We start from the raw sequence: 16527 nt of genomic DNA on the forward strand, positions 1-16527 counted from the left end.
TACTGATACGAGAAAAAATGTCAGTGTTAAGTGGAGTGAAATTGATGCAAAAAAAAAGATCTGAAAAGATGTATCAGATGCATAGCAAACTTCATTCCACAAAACCACATATCGGCCGCATGCATTTTTTACGCAGTCAGTGCGGTGTGAATTCCTACCAAGCCCGGTATGCGGCAACATCACCTCATACCGTAACAAAGCGGGATTTATACGCTCACATAAGACTGATGACAAGCAAAGCGTGAAACAGAAGAAAATGCTTCGATGCTGGATTTGCCTGAGCAACTTACTCAGCAAGCGGTTTCTCAACTTATTTTTCTAATCCGCATTATTTACTGAGCGCTCGCGGATTACGCGGGTCTTGCGTCCAGTTCATATAAGGCTTGCCGGTTACCTGTGGCACCATGGTGATGCATTGTTCTACAGGACAAGTGATCTGACACAGATTACATCCCACACATTCGTCTGCTTTCACTTCGTAACGGCGCGTACCTTCTGCGTTGATCAGTTGTGCAATCGACTGATGCGACGTGTCTTCGCAGGCGATATAACAGCGCCCACATTGTATGCATTTATCCTGATCAATCTCCGCGATGACCTGATAATTCATATCCAGATATTTCCAATCGGTGGTATTCGCCACCGCTTTACCTGAAAAGTCACTGATACGCTGATAGCCTTTTTCATCCATCCAGCGCGACAAGCCATCCTGCATTTCTTTAACGATGCGAAAGCCAAGCAGCATGGCTGCGGTACAGACCTGTACCGACCCTGCACCTAATGCCAGAAATTCAGCCGCATCGCGCCAATTGCTGACGCCACCGATACCGGAAATCGGCAAACCTTGGGTCGCCGGATCACGGGCGATTTCAGCCACCATATTGAGCGCAATCGGCTTGACCGCACTGCCACAATAACCACCATGCGTACTTTGCGTGCCGACGATGGGGCGGGCAATCATCTGATCAAGATCTATCGAGGTAATGGAATTAATGGTGTTAATTAAGGACACCGCATCAGCGCCGCCAGCAAACGCAGCGCGTGCCGGAATACGTACATCGGTAATGTTAGGCGTGAGCTTTACTATCACCGGTAACGAAGAATATTTTTTGCACCAGCGTGTGATCATTTCAACATATTCGGGCACCTGCCCCACAGCCGCACCCATACCGCGCTCTGGCATACCATGTGGGCATCCGAAGTTCAGTTCTATGCCATCGGCACCGGTCGCTTCCACCAAAGGCAGCACACGTTTCCAGCTTTCTTCTTCACACGGAAACATCAATGACACGATCATCGCGCGATCCGGCCAGTCTTTTTTTACTTGTGTGATTTCCTGCAAATTCAATTCCAAACTGCGGTCGGTAATCAGCTCTATATTATTGAAGCCGATCACTTCACGGTTTTTTCCAAAGTGCGCTGAATAGCGTGAAGAGACATTGACTGGTGGCGGATCTTCGCCCAGCGTTTTCCAGACGACACCGCCCCAGCCTGCTTCAAACGCCCGCACCACGTTATAGGCTTTATCGGTCGGTGGTGCCGATGCAAGCCAGAACGGATTCGGTGCTTTAATACCAGCAAAATTTACAGAGAGATCAGCCATATCACACCTTCGCTTTCAAATCGTCATTGATCGCCAGCGCAGCCAGCTTGCCATGTTGTACCGCCTGTACGGTCAAATCCTGTCCGGCAGCGATGCAATCGCCACCGGCATACACCTTAGTCAGACTGGTTCTATATTTTTCGTCGACCCGGATCTTGCCGCCCTCAAACTGCAAATGCTGTGCAGCAGTATCGTGCAGACTCGCCAGATTCAGGCTCTGGCCTATCGCTTTAAATATCGCCTGGGCAGGAAGTTCTATTGTTTCGCCGGTGGTTTTCAGATTTCCATCAACGACAATGGTCTTTTCAAAACGCATCCCGGCGACGTTTCCTGCTGCATCCAACAGCACTTCCTGTGGCTGCGCCCAGGTCAGGATACGAACCTGATTTTCTTTCGCAATCGATTGCTCGTGCGCAGTCGCAGACATATCTTCTGCACCGCGGCGGTACACCAGCGTCACGTCTTCTGCACCAAGACGGGCAATCTGAACTGCCATATCGATCGCCGTGTTACCCGCGCCAATGACGATGCACTGACGCGGAACCGGCAAGCGACTCAGATCATCGGCCTGACGCAATTCTGCGATGTAATCAACTGCCGCGACCATACCCGGCGCATCTTCATGATCGAGGCCAAGCCGACGGCTGGCACTTAAACCCAATGCCAGAAACACGGCATCGTAGTCACGCTGCAAATCAGACAGCTGCAAGTTCTTACCTAACACCTGGCCATGCCGCACACTGACACCACCGATCTGCAACAGAAAATCGACTTCGCGCTGCGCCGTTTCGCCGACCAGTTTGTATTTTGCGATTCCGTATTCGTTCAATCCACCTGACTGCGGCTGCGCTTCAAATATCACGACGTCATGTCCTGCCCGCGCCAGTTGATGCGCACAAGAAAGACCTGCTGGACCAGCGCCGACAATCGCGACTTTTTTTTCCGTCGCAGCAGCGCGCGTAAACGGATGCTCTGGGAAGTACATATGATCCAACGCATAGCGCTGCAGCAAACCTATCCTGACTGGCGCACCTTCTGCATCATGATTACGCACACATGCGTGCTCACATAAAATCTCAGTCGGGCAAACACGTGCGCAACTGGCACCGAGAATGTTCTGATCCAAAATACTTTTTGCCGCTCCATTGATATTGCCGGTCGCGATGTTCTGAATAAAACCGGGAACGTCAATTTCGGCAGGACAGATGCGTGTGCAAGGCGCGTCATAACAATACAAACAGCGTTCGCTTTCTATCGCTGTCTGACGGCTGCTTAAACCCGGTTGCAGATCGGTGAATTTTTCCTGCAGCTGTTCATCGCTACTAGTCGCTGATGTAACATGCTTGAGTGCTTCCAACATAGGTGGCTCCAATTCAGCAATATCGTTGGTGATTGTTTATTTCTGATGGCAATAACTTCGTCTGTTTCTGTTAGCAATTTTCGTGACAGGGCACAGCAATAAGAGGAACGGCGACACCGGTGATGCTCAGCTAAAGTAACTAAACATCAAAATGGTGTCGCCGTCATCGGCAGCACAAAACTCTTTTTCGTTAAGAATTGTCGCAACAGATCGCTGACAGTGGCAAAGCGACTTCAGCATCCGGTGCAACAGATCAGACCGTTTTTTTCAGGATATCGGCGAGTTTTCCAAACAGATCGTCGATATGTTTTTTCTCAAGTACTAACGGTGGTGATAAAGCGATGATGTCACCGGTGGTGCGGATCAACACGCCTTCGGCAAATGCCTGCTTGTACACGGCCATCGCACGCGCACCGACTTTCCCCGGAATCGATGCCAGCTCGATCGCACCAATCAGGCCAACATTGCGCAGGTCGATCACATGCGGCAAGCCCTTCAGTGAATGCAGGGCATCTTCCCAATACGCAGTCATGCTTTGCGCATGCTCCAGCACTTTTTCTTCTTTGAATACTTTGAGTGAAGCCAGCCCGGCAGCACAAGCCAATGGGTGACCAGAATAGGTGTAGCCGTGGAAAAACTCGATGCCAGCAGGGCTCTGCAGCAGGGTTTCATAAATCATCGCTTTACTGAATACCGCCCCCATAGGTACAACGCCATTGGTGAGTCCTTTAGCGGTCGTCATCAGATCAGGTGTGACATCGAAAAAATCACTGGCAAACGGTGTTGCCATGCGTCCGAAGCCGGTAATCACCTCATCAAAAATCAGCAGAATACCGTGCTTATCGCACAATTCACGCAAGCGTTTCAGGTAACCTTTTGGCGGCAAAATCACGCCGGCGGAACCCGACAACGGTTCCACAATTACTGCCGCTATCGTCGATACGTCATGTAACGCGACAATGCGATCGAGCTCATCGGCAAGATGGGTGCCGTATTCCGGGATGCCACGGCTATATGCATTTTTTTCGAGATTATAGGTATGCGGCAAATAATCGACACCGCCCAACAAATTCGCAAATTGTTTGCGATTGGCCGGCAAGCCACCGAGCGACATACCACCAAAACCGACACCGTGGTAGCCACGCTCACGACTGATGAAACGGGTGCGTTGAGCCTCACCGCGTGCACGGTGATAGGCCAAGACCATCTTCATCGCAGTATCAACAGATTCAGAACCGGAATTGGTATAAAACACCTGACCGAATTTATTACCGCTGTAATCAATCAACTGTTCGGCGAGTTCAAAAGCCGCCGGATGCCCCATCTGAAATGCCGGTGCGTAATCCAGCGTCGCAATCGCTTCCTGCACCGCTTTGACTATCGTCGGATGAGAATGTCCCAAAGGTACACACCACAACCCAGCGGTACCGTCGAGAATCTCGCGACCATCCTGATCGCGGTAATACATTCCGGCAGCCGAAGCTACGACGCGCGGCGCTTCCTTGTAATCCCGGTTTGCCGTAAACGGCATCCAATACGCATTGAGTTGTTGTTTGCTAAGCATGTGGCTCTCCTGAAATAATTTACCGATTGGTAAAAGTATGATGAAATCCTAACCAAGCATATGCGCAGAAGACATATACAGCCAGTGGAATTTCACCCAACCGTATTGGCTTTCTGAACTGCACAGTTTCATTCGAACGATACAGACATCCTGACAGACAAGCCGATAGGCGCTGGTAAAAGCAAATGACATACCAATAAGTGTCCAGATCACAGTTCCACTTCAGATGGCAGGATGAGCGTTGCAATATCAGGGGATAAAATGGAGTTGACTACAGAAATACAGCAGGCGCCCGGATCATCCCTATGGCCTCAACTGGCTCTGGAACGAAGCCGTCAAGCCAGCCTGGTTGAGCAGATCGTGCAGGAAGTAAGCCAGTTGATCCGGCAAAATCGCTTAGCGCTCGGCAGCAAGATGCCATCGGTACGTCAGTTTGCCAAATGCAATGCCGTCAGTACCTTCACCGTCGTCGAATCTTACGAGAGGCTGATCACGCTCGGCATGCTGAGTTCACGCCGGGGCTCCGGCTATTTTGTGAGCAAACCAGCCGGCACGCCATTGCCCCTCCCGCATGCGGCGACACCCACCATGCTCGATGCGCTGAGCCCTGATTTGTATTCCGGTGTGTCATCCGCTTTACCGGTAGGCTCAGGCTGGCTGCCACCGGAATGGTATGGTGACGATGTCCTGCTGGATGCACTCAGGCAGGCGATGCGCATCCCCACCCAACGTCTGCGCGGCTATGGTCACCCAGCGGGATTTCCCAGCCTGCGCCAGCATCTGGCTCAGCATCTGTCACTAGAACTGTTTCAACTTGATGCAGAACAGATCCTGCTCACCAACGGTGCGACACATGCATTCGATCTGATATTACGAACGCTGTGCAAGCCCGGCGACACGGTGCTGGTGGAAAATCCCGGCTACAGCAATTTGCTGTCGCTGATACGTCATCACGGTTGCATTCCGGTCGGCATACAGCGGGATGCACATGGACTGGATCTGGATGCACTGATGGAAAAAGCCATACTGCATCAGCCAAAAATCATGTTTGTGAATACGGTACTGCAAAATCCGCTTGGCACCAGCCTTTCGCAGGCACAGGCACACCGTCTGCTGGCACTGGCAGAGCAATTCGATTTCTGGCTGGTCGAAGACGATATCTATCGCGAACTATGTACACGCCCAGAACCCTCTTTAGCTGCGATGGACGGGCTCAGACGTGTGATACGGGTCGGTAGTTTTTCCAAAGTACTCTCCCCTACCCTGCGCGTTGGTTCACTCTGCGCCTCGCACTCACTGATTGATGAGTTACTGCGCATCAAAATGCTGACCGGACTGACGACATCGGAAATCAATGAACGTGCGGTGTTGCACGCGATCAGTTCCAGGCTCTACCGGCGCATGCTGGAAAAACTTAAACGACAACTTGACACCTCGCGCACCGAGGCAATAAGACTGTTGCAGGATGCAGGCCTGACCCTGCTGACTGAACCACGTGGCGGCATGTTTATCAGCGCCGGATGGCGTGATTCTAAAAGAACAGCTCACGAGATAACGACACTGGCACTAAACGCCGGTATCTTACTGGCACCGGCAGATTTTTTCAGTCTTCACGAAACCACTTATCCCTGGTTCCGTTTCAATATTGCGTATTGCAACTCGGCACAACTTCTTAGATTTTTACGCAGCATCAGCGACGAGTCCGCTCATGGATAAACGTGTGGAAAAAATCTCCAGCGCGCGTGATGCCATTGAGATTCGTATCTTAGACAGCGCGACGCAGGTATTTGCAGAATCCGGATTTCATGGCAGCTCATTGGCCGGGATCGCTGAATGTGCAGGTATCTCTAAACAAAATTTATTGTATTACTTCGCCAATAAACAAGTGTTGTATCAGAAAGTACTGGATCAGATACTGGATCAATGGCTGGAACGCATGGATTTTCTCGCCACTTCAGATGAAGAACCTGAGCAATTATTACGGCAATACATTCATGCAAAATTACGTTTTTCAAAAGAGCAACCGCAGGCCTCACGTGTCTACGCGATGGAAGTCATCGGCGGTGCGGCGGTGTACTCTCAGCAGATGCGCGAAAAAATTCTGCCTCTATTTAAAAAAGATATAGCGACTTTTGAAAATTGGATAGCAGCGGGCAAAATCAAGGCCGTCAACGCGACCCATTTATTATTTTCGATCTGGGCGATGACACAGTCGTATGCGGACTTTGCAACGCAAATGAATCTGGTTCTTGCGCAGGAGTCATTATCAGAACAGGATTTCGATGATGCGGAAGAATTCATCGTCGGTATGGTTTTGCACAGACTGCACGCTTCCTGAACGCGCACTACGCAGAAAAAATATAAAAGCAATGTGAGAAAAATATATTTTTAACAATAAACAATGGTGTTTTTTGTTAAACATTATTAGTTGTACCAGTGAAACATGTTGCCCAGCCGGCTTTCATGATATGAATGCCAGTCACTCCGAATTGATGCCTGTACCGAATTTCACCTATGTTGCCACCGGAATATCCTGAAAATGAAGCGCTGCGTCTCAGTACGCTCAGGGAATGCCGTCTGCTCGACAGCCAGCCCGAGGAGAGGTTTGATCGCATCACACGCCTTGCCCGCCAGATTTTTCACACCGATATCGCTCTGATTTCTTTAATTGACGAGGAGCGACAATGGTTTAAATCCAGACAAGGCCTGGAAGCGCAGGAAACACATCGCGACATTTCATTTTGTGGTCATGCCATTTTGTCGAGTGACGTCTACGTTGTGGAAGATGCCAGCAAAGATATACGGTTTAGCGATAATCCTTTGGTTCTGGACGCTCCCTTCATACGTTTTTATGCTGGCGCGCCTTTGCATACAAAAAATGGGCAGCGCATAGGTACACTGTGCATTATCGATAGCGAAGCCAGAATTCTGACCACGCAGGAACTGGCATCGCTGCGCGACCTGGCCGACTGCGTAGAACATGAAATTGCCAACGAACAGGCACACCGTCAGCACGATGCTTTACTGACTCTGGCCCGCATCACTTCGCTTACCTTCGATGATCCGCAAACCTTATTGCGGGAAACGCTTGCGCTTGGTTGTGAATATCTGAAGCTGAGTACCGGCATCATTTCAAAAAATGAAGGCGATAATATTTACGTCAGCGTACTGCAATCAGCACTGGAAACTTTACATGAAGGGCAGCTGTTTCCCAAAAATCAGACCTATTCTGATTTGCTGAAAGTCGATGAAGGCGTTGTCTGCATCGAACATATAGCTCAGAGCAAATACAGCGATCACCCGAGTTACCAACGCTTCCGGCAGGAAACCTACATCGGCATTCCTCTTTTTCTGGAAGGTCATCGGTATGGAACGCTGGGATTTTCAGATGACCATCCCCGCGCGACTGCCTATAGCGAAGTCGAAATTGAATTCATCAACGTATTAGGCGACTGGGTCAACAGCACTCTGAAACGACTGGCGCTGGATCACGCGCTGGAACTGCAGCAAAAATTGAATGACGCCGTCGCCCGGGCGCAATCGCAATTTATCAAAGGCCGGGATAAGCGCGAAGGTATCAGGACCTTACTGAACGACATAGTTCTGCTTACTGGCAGCCGATACGGTCAGGTCTGTAAAGTGCAGCAGGGTAAAACGGGCGACTATATCCTGAAAAATTATGTCAGCGCAGAGGTGAGCGACAACGCTGATCGTACGATTTCCGGGGCTGAGCAAAATGATTTCACGATGGAGGTGGCCACACATTCTCTGGATGCGCAGTTTGCTCAGGTTATTAGCACTGGGCAAGCGATATCCGGCAATGCCCTCAGCGGCGCGCTGCATCGATTCTTGTGTGTTCCGGTTTATTACAATGGCGATATCGTCGCCACTATAGGGCTGGCGAACAGCAGCGATGATTACGATCAACAAACGATAGATTTTCTGCAACCTGTCCTGATCACGATAGGTCAGTTAATCAATGCGGCCAAAGTCCAGCGCCAGCATGAAGAAGGTGAAAGACGCCTGGCAAACATTATCGAGGGTACCAACATTGGTACCTGGGAATGCGATATCGCCAGCGGAGAAACCGTCTACAACGAACGGTGGGCTGAAATGCTCGGTTACACGCTGGCAGAGCTTCAGCCGACGACTGTTCAGACCTGGCTGGATATGTGTCATCCCGAAGACTTGAAACGCTCTACCGCAATGCTGGAGAAGCATTTCAAGGGAGAATTGCCCTACTTCGATCTGGTCAGCCGCATGCGTCATAAGGACGGGCACTGGATATGGATCAGAGACCGAGGGTGCGTGGTCAGTTGGAGCGAAGATGGAAAACCACTTGTTATGTCTGGTAGCCATCAGGATGTCACGCAAGAGCGACTGGCGGAAGAAAAACTGGCGCATGCTTATGCACTCTTGGAGCAATCGAACACGGCAGCACGCATAGGCACATGGGAATTCGACATTCAGAGCCGTAAAGTTTTCTGGAGCCAGGTCACCAGACAAATCCACGAAGTCAGCGACGATTATGAGTCTGACGCTGACCATGCTTTGTTATTTTACAAGCCAGGAAAGAACCGTGACCGGATTTTGCAACTGATGCGTGAAGCGATTGCAGAAGGAAAAAAATTTGACGAAGAATTTGAAATCATTACTGCGAAACAAAAACAATGCTGGGTTCGTGCAATTGGCTTGCCATACTATCAGGATGATCAGATCGTTCGCATCTACGGGATTTTTCAGGACATCAGTGACAGCAAGGCAAACGCCGAAGCCTTGCGTGATCAGGCCGCTCACACCGAAGCAATTCTCGACAATGTGCTTGATGGCATCGTCACGATTGATCACACCGGTAAAGTTGACGCGTATAACGCCGCCGCGGCGAAAATATTTGGTTATAACAAAGAGGAAGTGATCGGTCATAATTTCAATATGCTGCTACCGGTCTGGGATGATGGCAGCCGGAATCAGAAAATCCGGCAAAATGCATTTGAAGAGGGTATCGGCGTCACGCAGGAAGTCGAAGCCAGGCGCAAAGACGGCAGTATTTTTCCGCTGGATTTATCCGTCTCAACTGTGCGGCGACGCGGACACCCGTTGTATATCGGGCTGGTGCGCGATATTACCGAACGCAAGCGGCTAGAAAGAATTAAGAACGAATTTATTTCTACCGTCAGTCATGAATTGCGAACGCCGCTCACCTCGATTTCGGGTGCGCTCGGTCTGGTTCTCGGCGGTGCTACCGGCGCCTTACCAAAAAATCTGGCGCCGTTACTGACAATTGCCAGCAAAAACAGCCAGCGCCTGACGTTCCTGATTAATGATTTGCTCGACATGGAAAAACTCAGTGCCGGGCAGATGCATTTCAATATACAAAACTATCCTCTGAATTATCTGCTCACGCAGGCACTGGAAAGCAATCTGACGTTCGGTACGCAAAGAAAAATTCATCTGCAATTACAAGCACCGGTTCCGGATGTCACTGTTACCGTCGATAGTCAGCGGCTGATGCAGATATTGTCCAACCTGCTATCGAATGCGATCAAATATTCGCCTGAGAATGAAACGGTGGAAATCAGCGCAGCCATCAGGACAAATACCGTGCGCATTTCCGTGCGAGATCATGGTGAAGGTATTCCAGCCGACTTTCATTCGCGTATTTTTCAGAAATTTGCCCAGGCAGATTCATCGAACACCAGGGAAAAAGGTGGTACCGGCCTGGGGCTCGCAATTTCCAGAGAGCTGGTTGAACACATGGGCGGCAATATCGGTTTTGATTCCGGCTTACACAAAGGGGCACATTTTTATATCGATCTGCCCATCGCTACACCGCGCCCACCGATGCCTGTATCACAGTAAAAAGACGCTGAGGCGGCTATAATCTCGTTGGTGCGAAAATTCCCCATGTAAATATCCTCGCCGGATTTTTATTCCCGCAGCGGTTGATGCAGATGCGTTTTTTGCTAAAACGCAGCTTTTTTATACTTCAAAAATTTCAAAAATAACTTCATGATAGTGCTCGGTGTTGAATCTTCCTGTGACGAAACAGGGCTGGCTTTGTATGACACGCAACGCGGTTTGCTCGCGCATGCCTTACATTCCCAAATCGCCATGCACAGAGAATATGGCGGTGTCGTACCGGAACTGGCTTCACGCGACCACGTTCGCCGCACTCTGCCTTTATTAAATGAAGTCATGCAGAAAGCAACGATACAGAAACAGGATATCGATGCGATTGCCTACACGCAGGGTCCCGGGCTGGCTGGCGCCTTATTGGTCGGCGCCTCTTTTGCCTGCGGCCTCGGAATGGCACTGAATAAACCGGTACTCGGCGTACATCATCTCGAAGGCCATTTGCTGTCACCGCTACTGGCCAGTCAGCCGCCGGAGTTTCCGTTTATCGCCTTATTAGTCTCAGGCGGCCACACACAATTAATGCGGGTAGATGGCATCGGTGCATATCAGTTACTCGGTGAAACCCTTGATGACGCTGCGGGCGAAGCATTCGACAAATCTGCAAAACTACTCGGGCTACCATATCCGGGCGGCCCAGAAATTTCCCGGCTGGCAGAATTCGGCAATCCTGGCGTCTTTACATTTCCGCGCCCTATGCTTCACTCCAAAGACTTGAATTTCAGTTTTTCTGGTCTCAAAACGGCAGTGCTGACTGTCGTCAAAAATCAGACCGCCAATATCTGCGAACAAAGCAAGGCAGATATCGCGCGCGGTTTCGTCGATGCGCTGGTCGACGTGCTGGTTGCCAAGTGCGTCACTGCCATGAAAGAAAGCGGCCTCAAACGCTTAGTCATCGCTGGTGGCGTCGGCGCAAATCAGCAATTACGTGCGGCGTTGAATACGGCCGCCGCCAAACGTCGCTTTCAGGTGTATTACCCGGAACTGGAATTCTGCACTGACAATGGCGCAATGATCGCATTCGCAGGCGCAATGCGACTCAAAAAAAATCCCGCGGCAGCGACGCGGGATTATGGTTTCAATGTGCGGCCACGCTGGCCTTTGCATGAATTAAGCGTCGCCTGATTACTACGCCAGCCAAGGCCTGAATCGCTTATTCACCGTTCGTAAGCAAAAAGGCCGTTATCGCAACGCGCCTTTTTTGTTACGGAGAGTGACGTGCTATGGACACGAAGTCAGCGCGCAGCACTCAATGCGCGGCACACAGGAATTCTTACTTTTTCTTGCTGCCAATTTTGCTTTCTTTGCCCTTCATCAGATTCACAATGTTCTGACTATGACGGTAAACCAGCAGACCACTCATAACAAATACGGCCAGTAACTTCACATCCGGGCCAAATAACATGCCGTAATAGAGTGGCGCAAAAATCGCGGCGATCAGTGCCGCCAGTGAGGAATAACGAAATGCAAAGGCAATCACCAGCCAGGTCACCAGCGTCGCAACGCCGAGCCAGGCATTAATACCGATCAATACGCCAGCCGCAGTGGCCACGCCTTTGCCGCCAACAAACTTAAAGAATACCGGCCACAGATGCCCGAGGAAAACCGCAATAGCGACCAGCGCAATGCTGCCATCATCAAGATTAAACTGCTCCGCATAATGCGTCGCCAGCCAGACCGCAAACCAACCTTTGACCGCGTCCCCCAACAGCGTCAATACTGCGGCCGCCTTATTACCACTACGCAAAACATTCGTTGCACCGGGATTTTTAGAACCATAAGTACGCGGATCAGATAAACCAAATAATTTGCTCACCACCACGGCAAACGAGACAGAACCAATCAGGTAAGCCAGCACACCGGCCAGAATAGTATTCATGTGTTTCCTAAAGAAGCTACGGGGCGAAAAATATACTCCCCCCAGTATTTTTAAAAGCGCTTTATTTACGCAGACAATAAGGGCATTTTATAACATACTCCCTCAGAATTACTCTTCCAGAGCGCATTCAACAGCGCGCGCCTGCAATAAACTCTGCAACAGTGCGGGGGAAATTCCGACCAGATAACCGCGACGACCACCGTTAATGTAAATTTTCGGTAAATCAAGAATCGCCTGCTCGACATAAATCGGCATCACTTTTTTAGTGCCGAACGGCGAGGTGCCGCCGACCATATAACCTGAATGCTTTTGCGCTATTTCCGGTTTGCAGGGCTCGATAGATTTACAGCCGATCTGTCGAGCCAGATTTTTAGTTGATACCTTACGATCACCGTGCATCAACACGATTAAAGGTTTCGCCGCCTCGTCCTGCATGACCAGCGTCTTGATCACATGATGCTCATCCACCCCAAGCTCACGCGCAGAAACCGCAGTACCGCCATGTTCTTCGTAGGCGTAAGGATGCTCAGAAAACTCCGCCTTGTTTTTACGCAAAAACTGCGTCGCAGGCGTTTCAGATACGTGTTCTTTCTTAGCCAAAATTCAACCTCGTATTGCTATGAATATATTCAAGCGATTATAGCCGCTGCTTACAAACTGAGAACGTATCGGACACTCTAGACCATGTCATCTGAATTGTTTTTAATGCACAGAAATAATTCAAGGAAATAGAAAATTGAATAAAGATAGGAATAAAAAGTTTTTAATTGCCATTTTGCGCACCAATTAAGTGCAATTTTTAGGATGCTTATGCAAAAAAATGATGACTGATCGTAACGGAAAGTATCCTTTTCTGACAAAAGATTTAAAGAAAAATACGCAGGTGAAGAAGGAGAATAATCAGCAAACCATCAGCCATTCATCTACTTATGGGCCGAAATAAATTTTAAATTTCAATTACTTAGTACAACTTCGCTGGAGCAACTAGGGCATTTCTAGCGAATTCAGGTGAACAGATAAATCCCATTTCATGGAAAAAAGAAAAGAAATTTTCATTCCTGTATCCAATACGCAACAAATAGTCATATTAATGTAACAAACACTTTCACATATACCTATTTTATTTACATAATCGAAGTGCGTCTGATTTAATAACTTTCATTTTCTTTCAAAGTCTGACTAGTTCAAAAGACAAACTCCAATTGCGTGAAAAAACCTTCAGGTTCGTTTTCTATTTCGCTATGGAAGTCTTTATCTACTCAGTTTTTTAAGCATCAGCGTTGCGTTCGTTAACCGTTTGGGGATCATTATGATTTTTAAAGAAAAGATAGGCGTACAGTCAGTACGCTTGGCAATCGGAGTTTTAGCTGGCACGGTCATGTTATCCGGCATGGCTCAAGCTCAAGAAGAGAAAAGTGTTCAGAAAGTCGAAATCACTGGTTCTAATATTAAACGTGCTGATAAAGAAGGCACATCTCCGATTCAGACTATTACTGCCAAAGAAATCAAAGAAAGTGGCGCAACCACAGTTCTCGATTTGTTGAAACAAGTCCCATCGATGGGTACTGGCGGTTATAACGATACTCCTGATCAAAATAGCTTTTCCCGCGGTGTAGCAACGGCGTCCTTGCGTGGTCTTAGCTCTACTTCCACACTGATTCTGTTGAATGGCCGTCGTATGGCTCCATCTGCCTACGCCAATCCAAATAACGGTCAGTCTGCGTTGTATGATCTGAACAGTATTCCACTGTCTGCTCTGGAACGCGTCGAAATTTTCAAAGACGGCGCATCTGCTGTGTATGGCTCAGACGCGATTGCAGGCGTTATCAACTTCATTACCAAACGCGATTACAAAGGCGGTGAAGTCAGTGTATCCGCAGGCGCGAATGATGATCGCGAATTTGGTCGCCAAAATGTGAACGGCACCATTGGTTTTGGCGATTTCGCAAGCCAAGGCTATAACGTTTTAGTGTCATTGGATGCGACGAAGAAACAAGCTACCAGCGAACGCAATGGTTCCAACGATATCCAGGCTGAACAATATGCAGCCATGAACTATCGTCTGAATCCATATTCCAGTTTTGCTTCTAATCAAGGTTTTTTCTATAAAGAAAGATCACCTAACACTAAGTCATTCATTACGACTGGCCCTACGGTTATCAATCAAACTAATTGCGACGCGTCCCGTAAAATAACTGGTTCTGCAGCAAATGGCATCGCGACAAGCAGTGTATTGTATGGCCGTACTTTCTGTAACTACGATGCAGATCAATTTACCGATGTTCAGGGTAAATCCGACGACATCAACTTCATGGCAGTCGGCAACCTGAAAATTAATGAAAATCTGTCTGCATTCAGTGAAGTTGCTTTCACTGATTCGAAACGGGTTTATCGTTCGGCGGCCAGAACCATTGACGGCAGATCTCCAACGACTAACTATGTTGTTGGTGGCCTTGGAGACCCATTCCAAGCTATTCTGCCAATCGGTCATCCAGACAATCCAAACCCAGATGCGCGCTCAGCAGTCGTTTATCGCTTCGAGAACCTGAAAACAGGTACTGATCTGGAAAACCAAAATGCTCGTCTGCTGGCTGGTTTGCGTGGCAGCCTCGGTAGCTGGGATTGGGAATCTGCTCTTTTGTGGAACCGTTCTAAACGCATTGAGACATCGTACGGTTTCCTGTATCTGCCAACTTTGCGTAAGTTGATTACAGAAAACCGCTCACTGGCTTCTTTGGCAGCGGATCCTACGATCACTAAAGACCTGACAAATAACGGAACTTCGCAAATCGCCCAATGGGATGGTAAAGCCAGCACTGAATTTGGTAGCTTGCCGGGTGGTGCAATCGGTTTCGCGGTCGGTGCAGAACTCCGCCAGGAAAAACTGTCTATTAGTCCTGATGCGGCAAATGCTCGCGGTGACATTCTGGGTCTGGCGACAACTGCAATTGAAGCAAAACGTAATGTTTCTTCGGCTTTCTTTGAAGTCCGTACTCCATTCATGAAAAACTTCGAGATGGATTTTGCAGGTCGTGTGGATAAATATCCGAACCTGAAGGCCAACTTCGTTCCTAAGGTCGGCGCAAAATGGACTGCAACTGATAGCCTTGCTTTCCGTGGTAGCTATTCAGAGGGTTTCCGTGCTCCGGCATTATCACAAGTTGCGCCAGGTGGTGCACAGTACTTCCTCAGTAACGTTGTTGATCCTGTTCGCTGCCCGAGTGGTACAACACCTGTTGCCGGTGCAGATCAAACCGATTGCGCTAAGAGTATGTCAGGGGTCGGCGGCGCAAATCCTGATCTGAAGCCAGAAACATCCAAGAGTCTGGCGCTGGGCTTGATTTTCTCGCCGACAAAAGACTTTGACATGACCGTGGATGCTTATAAACTGCGCCAAGAGGGTGTTGTTGCTCTTGCTGATTCCACTTTCTTGCTCACACATCCTGCTAATTTCCCGGCAGATTACATCACTCGTGATACGAATCCATTGAATCAGTTGAAAGATGCGAATGGTAATCCTATCTCAGGTACGGGTCCTCTTCTGGCGATAAAAACGCCATGGACCAACCAAGGTAGCACTGAAGTCAGCGGTATTGACGTTGATATGAAATTACGTACAAATCTGGGTGAATACGGCAAACTGACTACCGGTCTGCAAACGACCTATCTGATCTCCTACCGTCGTGCAGAACAACCAGGTGACGTAGAGCGTAATGCTGTTGGTACAGCTGGTGATCTGAACGACTTTGCAACCTCGGTTGGACCTATTCCTCGTTTGAGAGCAACATTGAGTGGTCGTTGGGAAAAAGGCCCCCATAGCGTTAATGGAGCAATCCGCTTTGTTGATAGCATCACGCAATATCGTCGTTACAACAATGATGTGACCTATGCAAATGGTGGAGTTTGTCATTGGGGTTCTGGTCAGCCAGCAGGTACGCCGCAGCTGGGAGGCATTCCTAAGTACCTCGACTACTATCCAGATTGCACAGTTCCAAGCTGGACAACAGTTGACCTTGGCTATACTTACACCGGTTTCAAAGATCTGACACTGGGTATCAACATCAGCAATATTTTGGATACCAAAGCACCTTACTATCCAACAATTACTGCTGCGTCCATCGCTCAGGGTTACAACTCGACACTGCATAACAATACTGGCCGTTATTTCCGCGTATCTGCGAAATATACTTTCCGTTAATATTGTGTAG

General features: G+C 49.0%; 10 protein-coding genes. 5 read left to right on the plus strand and 5 right to left on the minus strand.

Going from position 1 to position 16527, the window contains the following annotated elements:
• Window positions 1-328 precede the first annotated feature (328 nt).
• From preA to H8K29_RS17310, 3 genes are all read right to left on the minus strand, one after another.
• Window positions 329-1603: an NAD-dependent dihydropyrimidine dehydrogenase subunit PreA gene (gene preA / locus H8K29_RS17300; protein WP_186898588.1), complete on the minus strand. Its 1275-nt coding sequence runs from the start codon at window positions 1601-1603 to the stop codon at window positions 329-331.
• A gap of 1 nt (window position 1604) precedes the next feature.
• On the minus strand, window positions 1605-2963 hold the full coding sequence (locus tag H8K29_RS17305; protein ID WP_186898589.1) for an NAD(P)-dependent oxidoreductase: 1359 nt from the start codon (window positions 2961-2963) through the stop codon (window positions 1605-1607).
• Between the two features lie 253 nt (window positions 2964-3216).
• Complete coding sequence (locus tag H8K29_RS17310; RefSeq protein ID WP_255423434.1) at window positions 3217-4527, minus strand: aspartate aminotransferase family protein; 1311 nt, start codon at window positions 4525-4527, stop codon at window positions 3217-3219.
• Window positions 4528-4788: 261 nt separating this feature from the next.
• Between H8K29_RS17310 and H8K29_RS17315 the strand changes: the two genes are divergently transcribed.
• The 4 genes from H8K29_RS17315 (at window position 4789) to tsaD (ending at window position 11565) form a co-directional block, all read left to right on the plus strand.
• A complete protein-coding gene (locus tag H8K29_RS17315) occupies window positions 4789-6243 on the plus strand; it encodes a PLP-dependent aminotransferase family protein (protein ID WP_186898590.1) in 1455 nt (484 codons plus the stop codon).
• Window positions 6236-6865, plus strand: coding sequence for a TetR/AcrR family transcriptional regulator (locus tag H8K29_RS17320; RefSeq protein ID WP_186898591.1), 630 nt, complete (start codon window positions 6236-6238; stop codon window positions 6863-6865). Before H8K29_RS17315 ends, H8K29_RS17320 begins: the two co-directional genes overlap by 8 nt.
• Window positions 6866-7041: 176 nt before the next feature.
• Entirely contained in the window at window positions 7042-10386 is a 3345-nt protein-coding gene (locus tag H8K29_RS17325; RefSeq protein WP_186898592.1) for a PAS domain S-box protein, read from the plus strand.
• 150 nt (window positions 10387-10536) lie between these two features.
• A complete protein-coding gene (tsaD, locus tag H8K29_RS17330; RefSeq protein ID WP_186898593.1) occupies window positions 10537-11565 on the plus strand; it encodes a tRNA (adenosine(37)-N6)-threonylcarbamoyltransferase complex transferase subunit TsaD in 1029 nt (342 codons plus the stop codon).
• Window positions 11566-11713: 148 nt separating this feature from the next.
• Here tsaD and plsY read toward each other — a convergent pair whose 3' ends face one another.
• Window positions 11714-12319 carry a glycerol-3-phosphate 1-O-acyltransferase PlsY gene (plsY, locus tag H8K29_RS17335; RefSeq protein WP_186885979.1) on the minus strand — a complete coding sequence of 202 codons (606 nt, stop codon included), beginning with the start codon at window positions 12317-12319 and terminating at the stop codon, window positions 11714-11716.
• A 108-nt stretch (window positions 12320-12427) separates the two neighbouring features.
• The gene (gene ybaK, locus H8K29_RS17340; protein ID WP_186886009.1) at window positions 12428-12922 is read right to left on the minus strand and encodes a Cys-tRNA(Pro) deacylase; all 495 of its coding nucleotides are present in this window, start codon (window positions 12920-12922) and stop codon (window positions 12428-12430) included.
• A gap of 706 nt (window positions 12923-13628) precedes the next feature.
• Here ybaK and H8K29_RS17345 point away from each other — a divergent pair.
• Window positions 13629-16517, plus strand: a complete 2889-nt coding sequence (locus tag H8K29_RS17345) for a TonB-dependent receptor domain-containing protein (protein WP_186885980.1) — start codon at window positions 13629-13631, stop codon at window positions 16515-16517.
• Window positions 16518-16527 lie beyond the last annotated feature (10 nt).

The organism is Undibacterium sp. CY21W, from assembly GCF_014284265.1.
GTDB classification, from domain to species: Bacteria; Pseudomonadota; Gammaproteobacteria; order Burkholderiales; family Burkholderiaceae_D; genus Undibacterium; species Undibacterium aquatile.

Excerpts from the sequence above, each read along its gene's own strand:
- preA (WP_186898588.1), bottom strand. The coding sequence starts at position 1,603 with ATGGCTGATCTCTCTGTAAATTTTGCTGGTATTAAAGCACCGAATCCG.
- H8K29_RS17305 (WP_186898589.1), bottom strand. The coding sequence starts at position 2,963 with ATGTTGGAAGCACTCAAGCATGTTACATCAGCGACTAGTAGCGATGAA.
- H8K29_RS17310 (WP_255423434.1), bottom strand. The coding sequence starts at position 4,527 with ATGCTTAGCAAACAACAACTCAATGCGTATTGGATGCCGTTTACGGCA.
- H8K29_RS17315 (WP_186898590.1), top strand. The coding sequence starts at position 4,789 with ATGGAGTTGACTACAGAAATACAGCAGGCGCCCGGATCATCCCTATGG.
- H8K29_RS17320 (WP_186898591.1), top strand. The coding sequence starts at position 6,236 with ATGGATAAACGTGTGGAAAAAATCTCCAGCGCGCGTGATGCCATTGAG.
- H8K29_RS17325 (WP_186898592.1), top strand. The coding sequence starts at position 7,042 with ATGTTGCCACCGGAATATCCTGAAAATGAAGCGCTGCGTCTCAGTACG.
- tsaD (WP_186898593.1), top strand. The coding sequence starts at position 10,537 with ATGATAGTGCTCGGTGTTGAATCTTCCTGTGACGAAACAGGGCTGGCT.
- plsY (WP_186885979.1), bottom strand. The coding sequence starts at position 12,319 with ATGAATACTATTCTGGCCGGTGTGCTGGCTTACCTGATTGGTTCTGTC.
- H8K29_RS17345 (WP_186885980.1), top strand. The coding sequence starts at position 13,629 with ATGATTTTTAAAGAAAAGATAGGCGTACAGTCAGTACGCTTGGCAATC.